7 protein-coding genes are annotated in these 7728 nt (G+C 66.0%); 4 read left to right on the forward strand and 3 right to left on the reverse strand.

The genetic code is table 11. The features are described 5' to 3' along the window. Positions 1-4: 4 nt before the first annotated feature. Complete coding sequence (locus tag E1294_RS35515; RefSeq protein ID WP_132515357.1) at positions 5-697, forward strand: nucleoside monophosphate kinase; 693 nt, start codon at positions 5-7, stop codon at positions 695-697. Between the two features lie 57 nt (positions 698-754). Here E1294_RS35515 and E1294_RS35520 read toward each other — a convergent pair whose 3' ends face one another. Together E1294_RS35520 and E1294_RS35525 are read right to left on the reverse strand one after the other, a co-directional pair. Continuing rightward, positions 755-2119, reverse strand: coding sequence for a condensation domain-containing protein (locus E1294_RS35520; protein WP_132515358.1), 1365 nt, complete (start codon positions 2117-2119; stop codon positions 755-757). A 54-nt stretch (positions 2120-2173) separates the two neighbouring features. Next, the gene (locus E1294_RS35525) at positions 2174-2443 is read right to left on the reverse strand and encodes an acyl carrier protein (RefSeq protein ID WP_165977640.1); all 270 of its coding nucleotides are present in this window, start codon (positions 2441-2443) and stop codon (positions 2174-2176) included. 548 nt (positions 2444-2991) lie between these two features. On the opposite strand from E1294_RS35525, the gene E1294_RS35530 reads away from it, so the two are divergent. Beyond that, positions 2992-4317, forward strand: a complete 1326-nt coding sequence (locus E1294_RS35530; RefSeq protein WP_132515360.1) for a condensation domain-containing protein — start codon at positions 2992-2994, stop codon at positions 4315-4317. 29 nt (positions 4318-4346) lie between these two features. Here E1294_RS35530 and gltX read toward each other — a convergent pair whose 3' ends face one another. Beyond that, positions 4347-5762, reverse strand: a complete 1416-nt coding sequence (gene gltX / locus E1294_RS35535; RefSeq protein WP_132515361.1) for a glutamate--tRNA ligase — start codon at positions 5760-5762, stop codon at positions 4347-4349. Positions 5763-6052: 290 nt separating this feature from the next. On the opposite strand from gltX, the gene E1294_RS35540 reads away from it, so the two are divergent. Both E1294_RS35540 and E1294_RS35545 read left to right on the forward strand, forming a co-directional pair. Next, entirely contained in the window at positions 6053-6928 is an 876-nt protein-coding gene (locus tag E1294_RS35540) for an LLM class flavin-dependent oxidoreductase (RefSeq protein WP_132515362.1), read from the forward strand. Further along, positions 6925-7614, forward strand: coding sequence for an adenylate kinase family protein (locus E1294_RS35545; protein ID WP_132515363.1), 690 nt, complete (start codon positions 6925-6927; stop codon positions 7612-7614). Before E1294_RS35540 ends, E1294_RS35545 begins: the two co-directional genes overlap by 4 nt. Positions 7615-7728 lie beyond the last annotated feature (114 nt).

The raw sequence follows: 7728 nt of genomic DNA on the forward strand, positions 1-7728 counted from the left end.
CGACGTGGCACAGGTATCGACGGGAGTCGGGGAAGCAGACCTGCCGTTCGTTATTGTGCTAGGTCCACCGGCATCCGGCAAGAGCACTCTTGTCCGGGAAATTCTTGCCGCCCATGCCGCTTTCCGGAGATTTGTCGTTCGCCATCAGCTCGCCCGAGAAAGAAGCAATGGAACGCAACTCTGGGAATCGATCAAAAAGTCGACGGAGAAGGGCGGCTGGATCCCCGACGCCCTTATCATCGAGTTGTTCACCCGGCAGCTCCGGGCATATCCGTCGGCAAGAATGGTGCTGCAGGGCCTTCCCGCCAATGGCGCTCAGGCGGTGATGGTCCGGGACCTGATCGAGGCCCATGGCGTCCGGACGAAACTGGTTCTCTACCTTGATGCTTCCGACAGCGTCTGCACCATGCGGATGCGTCATCGGATGGTCTGCGTGACCTGCGACGACGGCAGGGCGCCGGCCAGCGCCGCTCCTGGGGCCCCGGATCGCTGCGTCACCTGCCGCGGGTTGCTCGAGCGCCGTCCGGACGACAACGAGCCGGGCTTTTCACAGCGACTGCGCACACATCGTCGCAACATCTCGGGCATCTTCGCCGCGTTCCAGCCGGAGGAAATCACGGTTCTCGACGCGACAGCCACCCCCGCGGCTGTCGCGGCCTCTGCGAGAGCCGCGCTGCAGGCCCTTGCGTGCCGCTAGCCGGAAAGGCCTGTCGCCAGGCTGCTGCCGGGGCGTGCGCCTCCTCGCGCGGTTGCGCTACTTGGCCACGTGAACGCCGCGTCCGCTCGTCCCGGCACTCTGGATCTCCCGCAGCAGCCGCTGCGCGATCGCTCTCGCGGACGAAGCCGGTATACGATCCACGCGGTAGTTGACCGACAACTCGTGACGGTTCGAGAAGTTGCAGGTGAGCCTGAGATCGGGCTGGCCGGGCCACGACGGCGGCGTGAAAGTGACGATGGCGTCCTCGTCTGGACGGTCGGCTTCCTCCTCGCCCGCGTCCTCGAAGAGCTGGACCTGCCCCGCGCGGAGGTCCGGCCCGCCGCGCCGGGGCCTGATCAGGACGTCAGCCGCCAGGCGGGGCACACTCTGCAGCACCTCGCGTGCTCCAGGCAAAGCCTGGATGAGCGCGGCGGGCGGTGGCGTGCTGGTGAGAGGCTCCTTGAGGCTCGCGGAGACCTCACGGACCACCGCCTCAAAGCCCGCTTCGACCGACGCGAATATGTACTGCGCGTCGGCGAACAGACCGACGGACCCACGTGCCTTGATGGGGCGGTTCGCGTGCGGCGTGAGCAGCGCGAGACGGCGCCAGCCGAACTCTGCCGCCACGGCGTTCGCAAACAACGCGATGGCCACCCCCAACCGGCTGCTCCCGGCCTGCGAGTAAAGGGCCTCGAAGCGACGCGTCGATGCTGAACTCAGCGCAACGACGAAGGATTCGACCGAAGCCGGCTCAGACAGAGACTCGCTGATCTCTGATATGTGACTCATATCGAGCGCCAGCACCTTCTCCCCGAGGGCCTTGGTCCTGGCCTCCAACGCGCCGGAGGTCCACCTCGCATAGAGCTCACCCGCGAACGCGCTGAACGGATAGGTCTCCCCCGCGCCGGCCGGCGCCCCGGCCAGTATCCGCCGGTATGAACGCTCGATGTCGCGTTGCAGCACAAAGAGCGACCATCGATCGCAGAGAGCGTGATCGGTGAGGATTCTGAGTTTCCGCCGCGCAGGTCCGTCGATGAGCTGGAATCGAAAGACCGGGAGACGACCGGGATCCGCCCGTAATCCAGGAAGCCATCCCGGCTCCCCGTGGTCGGCCTGCAAGGTGTGCGAGGGAACGATCACGTCCAGCGCTCCCACCGGCCGTTCGGCCACGACATTCCGGAAGCCGAGCCATAGGGTCTCCAGCGGCGAGGAGGGGGATCCCGGATCCGCGTCGACGAGCGTCGTCCGCAGGACCTCATGCCTCTGATACACCTCGTCAACGGCCTGGCGCAGCAACGCGGTTCTCACATGGGGAGCTACCGGCCGCTCGTACACCATGGTCGTCAGACCCGGATCGGTGCGGTCGATGGCCCTGAACGCCGACTGTGAGGGGATGGCCGGATATGTGAAGGATGACGACACCCTGACCTCTTTCAGATCGTCTCCGGCCGGCTGTCACGAGGCACGTATTCCGGCCTACCGGCCACCGGCGGCAAGTTCCCGGGCCTTCTGAACGCAGTCCTCGACTATGCGGATGATGTCTGAGGCGCTAGGCGCCTCCCATACCGACTCCAGCGGCACTTCGATCTCGAATCCCTCTTCGATCTGAGTGCATATTTCCAGCAACGTCAAGGAATCCGCCCCGACATCGAAGAGGTTGTCTTTCATATCCACGGCTTCGATCAGCAGGGTGGCCTTGATGATCGTGAGCACGTCGTCGGCGATGTTCCGGCCTTCGTTCACCATGAAACGACTCTCCCTCGCTAAGCGAAATACGTTTCGGGCAATCATGGGGCGACCCGGATCCGGCCCGGCAAAAAATCATCGTACTAGAGGCGCTGGGATGTGAAAGCCCCGGTCGATACAGAACCGGCACGACGCGGCCTGCCGACCGAGAAAGACAGGCTTGATTCTTTACGGATGGCTCGAGTTATGGGTTCAGCGTGACGGACGAATCGCCTGATCGTCCATACGCGTTCCGTCGCACGCCTTGTGCGGTATCCGCGTGCATGCCAACCTGAAGAAAATGGCCGCCGGAAAGCACCCACCCTCGCCGAGGCGCGGTCACTGCTTCGCGGCGGTCAGGAGCCGGACCCGCTCGTCGCCCGGCTATCCCCGTTCGCCCGGCATTCCCTCCGCTGGAGGCACGGCACCGCCGGGCGAGAAGGACGGCGATTCGCCAGCGCTTGTGGCTGCAAACCGCACATCTGTACGCATGGAGCGGAGGTCCTGTGATCGATGGCGCAACGTCCTGCCTCCTTGGATTTCGCGGGGCGCGATCAGGTTCATCCGTTATGACCTGGGGTCAGCAATGGATGTGGCGAGAGGCCGTCTGGTTCGATGGTCATCACGCCCACCTCAATGTGCCGTTCGCGGTGGAGGTGCCGCACGGCACACCCCGGTCCACCACCGTGACGGCGATACGCGTGCTCGTCGAGCAGCACGAATCCTTGCGGACGACGTTTGTGGAGACGATGGACGGCCAGCCTCGACAGGTCGTCGCCGCGACCGGATCGTTGAGGGTGAGCCTCTGCGAGGCATCACCCCATCCTGCAGATCACTGGCGGGACCAGGTCGAAGAGGAACTGATGCGTACGGCGTTCCGGCTGGACGAGTGGCCGATACGCGTCGCGATCGTCACTCAGGACGGCGAGCCGCGGTATGTCGTGGTCGTCCTGTTCCATCTGGCGGTTGACGGTTGGGCGGTCGCGCAACTCCGCGATCATCTCGTACACCTGCTGCGCGGCGAACCCTCTACGGGGGTGCAGAGTGGTCTTCAGCCCCTGGATCAGGCGACATACGAGGCGAGTGACCGTGGACGGCAAGTCGCCGTGTCGTCGCTCGACTACTGGAAACAGCAGGTGGCCCGCCTCTGTGCCGACAACCTCCCTCCGGCTTCCGCCGGTGGCGAACCGGCCACCTATCGCGAGATGTACATGGAGTCACGCGCCCTTGCCGGAGCCATCTGCGGGCTGAGTGAGCTGTACCGGGTGGGTGCGCCGACACTCATGCTGACGATCTGGGCGGCGCTGCTGGGCCTGCGGTCGACGACCGAGAAGTGCATGTCAATGATCTACTGCAGCAACCGCGTCGGTCCCCGGCGCAGGGCAGCCGCCGGAACCTTCGTTCAGGACGCCCCGCTCAGCGTCGACGTGCGTGGCCTGAGTTTCCCCGAGCTCCTTAGCGCCACGGTGAAGTCCGCGCTGCTGGCATACCGGCACGGGCAATACGACCCGCGTTCGGTGGCTCAGCTCGTGTACGGCCCCGCCGGCGAAGCCCGTCACTGCGTGGGCCTACCCTTCTCGATCAACCTGAACCTCTCGGGCGAGGTGCCCTGCAGAGCGGCGGCCGTAGGTTCACACACCGGTTCGCCGGGCGACACCATCCTGCGGTGGAACCGCGATCTGTCTCAGGATCGTATGGGGCGGCGGGTCTACCTCGTGACATTCGCCCGCCCGCCGGCCATCGGGTGCCTGCTCCGGGCCGACACGTCACTCTTGCCGCCGGCGGAGATCGTTGTCCTCCTCCGCGCACTGGAGGCCCTTGCCGTGGAGGCCGCTGCCAGGCCGCGTGTCACCGCGAAGGACATGTCTCATGTCGTGCGGGACCTCACGGGCTGACCGCCGGCGGGGTGGTCACCTGCGCGGCGTCACGAGCCGATCAGGCGCGCGAGCGCGCTGTCCAGGCGTCGCAACGTCCGCTCGCGGCCAAGGAGCTCGAGTGATTCGAAAAGTGGCAGGCCGACTGTCCGCCCCGACACCGCCACCCGGACCGGAGCCTGCGCCTTGCCCAGCTTCAACCCGTGGCTCTCGCCCACCTCGGTCAGCACGTGCTTCAGCGTGTCCGCCCGCCATGCCGCAGCGGCGTACGCCGTACGTGCATCACGCAGCAACCGCGCGGCGCCCGGCTTCATGGCCTTGCTCCACGATGCCTCGTCGAATATGGGCTCATCGAGAAACAGGAAATCCACATAGCTCGTGATCTCCGACAGCAACGCCAGCCGGGTTTGCGCCAGCGGCGCCACCGCCGCGAACACGCCCGAGTCGAAGGCGTCCGGCCGCCACGGCGCATGGGGCTCGGTCAGCCATGGCGCGCAGGCGGCGACGAACGCCTCCGCGGACAACGCCCGGATGTATTCACCGTTGAACGCGGTCAGCTTCTTCACGTCGAAGAACGCCGGCGAGGTGTTGACGTCCTCGATTCTGAACCGTCGCTCCATCTCCGCATACGGCATGATCTCCCGGTCGTCGCCCGGCCCCCAGCCCAGCAACATCAGGTAATTGACCAGGGCGTCTGGCAGGAACCCTTCGGCCAGATAATCCTCCAGCGCCAGTTTGTCCCGCCGCTTGGACAGCTTCTGCCGCTTGTCATTGACCAGCACCGGCAGATGAGCCCACGTCGGCGGGGCCGAGCCCAGCGCCTCCCACAAAAACTGCTGTTTCGGCGTGTTGGACAGGTGCTCCTCGCCGCGGATCACATGCGTGATGCCCTGGTCCAGGTCATCGACGACGTTGGCCAGCAGGAACACCGGCGACCCATCACCCCTGGCTATGACGAAGTCCTCGATCGTGTTGTTGGGGAAAACCGGCTTGCCGCGGATCAGGTCCACGATCAGGGTCTCGCCGTCGTCCGGCGTCCGGAACCGCAGTGCCCGTCCCTGGGCCGGCTCCAGCTCGCGCTCGCGGCAGAATCCGTCATATCCCAGATGCTCGGACTCGGTCCGCCCCGTGAGCTGCTCACGCGTGCAGTCGCAGAAATATGCCCGGCCGGCCGCATACAGGTCGAGCGCCGCCTGCCGGTGCCGACCGGCACTCTCCGACTGCAGGTAGGGCCCCTCGAAGGCTGGATCTGAGGCATTGATACCGATCGCCGCCAGACCCTGGATAATGCCTTCCGTCCACTCCGAACGATTTCGCGCCGTATCGGTGTCTTCCACCCGCAGCACGAACTTTCCTCCTGCTTGTCGTGCTACCGCCCAGTTATAGAGTGCCGACCGCGCGCCGCCGACGTGGAACATCCCTGTAGGGGAAGGAGCGAAACGTGTGCGAACCGGGACTGCAGACACGCCGTACAGTCTACCCACAGGGTGGCAGGCCGCTCAGGTGGTTCAGGTGCATACCCGTAATCGAATGTGAAAATCGGGCTTGAGTGCCGCTCAGGGATTCGTGACGTGTGACGTGCGCGGACCGGCTGTCCATCCGTCCACGCGGGTGCCGACTCGCCGAATCCGGAAACGACGTCGTGTGGCCTTTCGCGGACGTGGATGCTTAGCATGTGCGGCGCGGAACAGGCGATGAAGTCACCCGGTCCAACGGAGGAGATGTGAAAGGACCTGTAGTCGGTCTGAGCGTGTCCATGCACCCTATCGGCGACGTGCACCCCGCAGACGAGGCAGTCGAGGCGGAAAGACTGGGATTCGATTTCGTTTCGGTCGCCGACCATCCTTTTGGGGGCAGTCCCACCAATGAGCCATTGGTGACACTGGCCGCGATCGGCGCCTCGACGCGGCAAATCGGGCTCGTCACCCGCGTCCTCGGCGCGCCATTCCGTAACCCGGCGCTCGTGGCGAAGATGGCCGAGACCATCAACCGTCTCGCCAACGGCCGGCTCGTGCTCGGGATCGGCGGCGGCGGCGCGGACAACAAGATGCGTTCGGTGGGGATCAACCCGCCGTCCGCCCGTGGGAAAATCGATGCCCTCGCCGAGACGACGGCGATCATCAAGGGAATGTGGTCCGAGGGTAAGTTCACTTTCCCGGGCCGGCACCATGACGTTGCCGACGCGGAGATCAGCCCGAGGCCGACGAGCCGGATACCCATCTGGCTGGGCGTGCTCGGTGTACGCGGAGCCGAGGTGGCCGGCAGCATGGCGGACGGGTGGATCCCGTATCTGCGTTACACCTCCGTACAGCGGCTGACCGAGTGTAGGACCCGCCTCTTCGGCGCGGCTGACCGCGCGGGGCGCGACCCGTCCACAATCACCTGCGTCCTGAGTCTCGAGGCTCATGTCGGTCCGCTGGCCGACGTGCCGGCGAATGCGGTCGTTGGCCCGCCGGAGGCCGTCGCGGACCAGCTCGCGAAGCTGAGAGACCTCGGATTCGACGGCTTCAACGTCAGCCTGCTCGGACCCGACCGTGCCGAGCAGCCAGAACGTTTCGCGCAAGAGGTGCTTCCACTGCTCCGGCAGACCCCGCCGCCGGCCGGCGCCACGGCTTCCGGAGGCGCAGGATGAGCGCGCGAACGATCTCCAAGACGTCATTGCTGGTCCTGCTCGGGCCTCCGGGCTCCGGCAAGAGCACTCTCGTCGCGAGCATCCTGGGCGCGACCCCCGGCCTCGGGCACTTCGCCGTCCGCCGTCAGTTCGTCGAGGAGAAGAGGCGGCAGACGGATCTGTGGCTCGCCGCCACCGAGTCACAGGAGAAAGGGCAATGGCTCCCGGACGAGGTCGTCATCGAGGCATTCACCCGCCGACTGGACGCGCAGTTGCCGGGAGGGATGCTCGTCGAGGGCCTGCCTGCCAACGCCGAGCAGGCGCGGCTCATGCTCGAGGTGGTGAAGGACCGCGGCCGGCAGGTGGACCGCGTTCTGTATCTGGACGCCCCGGACCAGGTGTGCATGGCACGCATGCGAAAGCGGTCGGTGTGCGTCACGTGTGATGGCGGGATATCCCAGGCGAGCGTCTCAGAGGCGGACCCCGGCCGGTGCGCACGGTGCGGGTCCGTGCTGGGTCGCAGGCGAGATGACCAGGATGAGCCATTCGCGGAGCGCCTACGCCTTCACCGGCACCACATCGGCGGGATCTTGGACGAGCTCTGTCACGACCGTGCCACCGTCCTGGACGGGACAGCGGATCGAGCCGAGATAGCGCAGGCCGCTTTCCGGCTCCTTTCCCAGCCGCGGCCCGCCCGAGATCTCTAGTCCGCACCGAGATGCGGCGAAGGGGGACCGCCGCGAAAGCACGCGGTTTCGCCTGCTCCACGGCCCGCACCGCGTGCAAGTGTGGATTGTCCTCACTTGCACGCGGTGCGGGCC

It is taken from the genome of Nonomuraea diastatica (assembly GCF_004349015.1).
Classification (GTDB): domain Bacteria; phylum Actinomycetota; class Actinomycetes; order Streptosporangiales; family Streptosporangiaceae; genus Nonomuraea; species Nonomuraea diastatica.

What these genes read in the sequence shown, in the direction of transcription:
- E1294_RS35525 (WP_165977640.1), bottom strand. Translation starts at nt 2,443, where the DNA reads ATGGTGAACGAAGGCCGGAACATCGCCGACGACGTGCTCACGATCATC.
- E1294_RS35530 (WP_132515360.1), top strand. Translation starts at nt 2,992, where the DNA reads ATGACCTGGGGTCAGCAATGGATGTGGCGAGAGGCCGTCTGGTTCGAT.
- E1294_RS35540 (WP_132515362.1), top strand. Translation starts at nt 6,053, where the DNA reads ATGCACCCTATCGGCGACGTGCACCCCGCAGACGAGGCAGTCGAGGCG.
- E1294_RS35545 (WP_132515363.1), top strand. Translation starts at nt 6,925, where the DNA reads ATGAGCGCGCGAACGATCTCCAAGACGTCATTGCTGGTCCTGCTCGGG.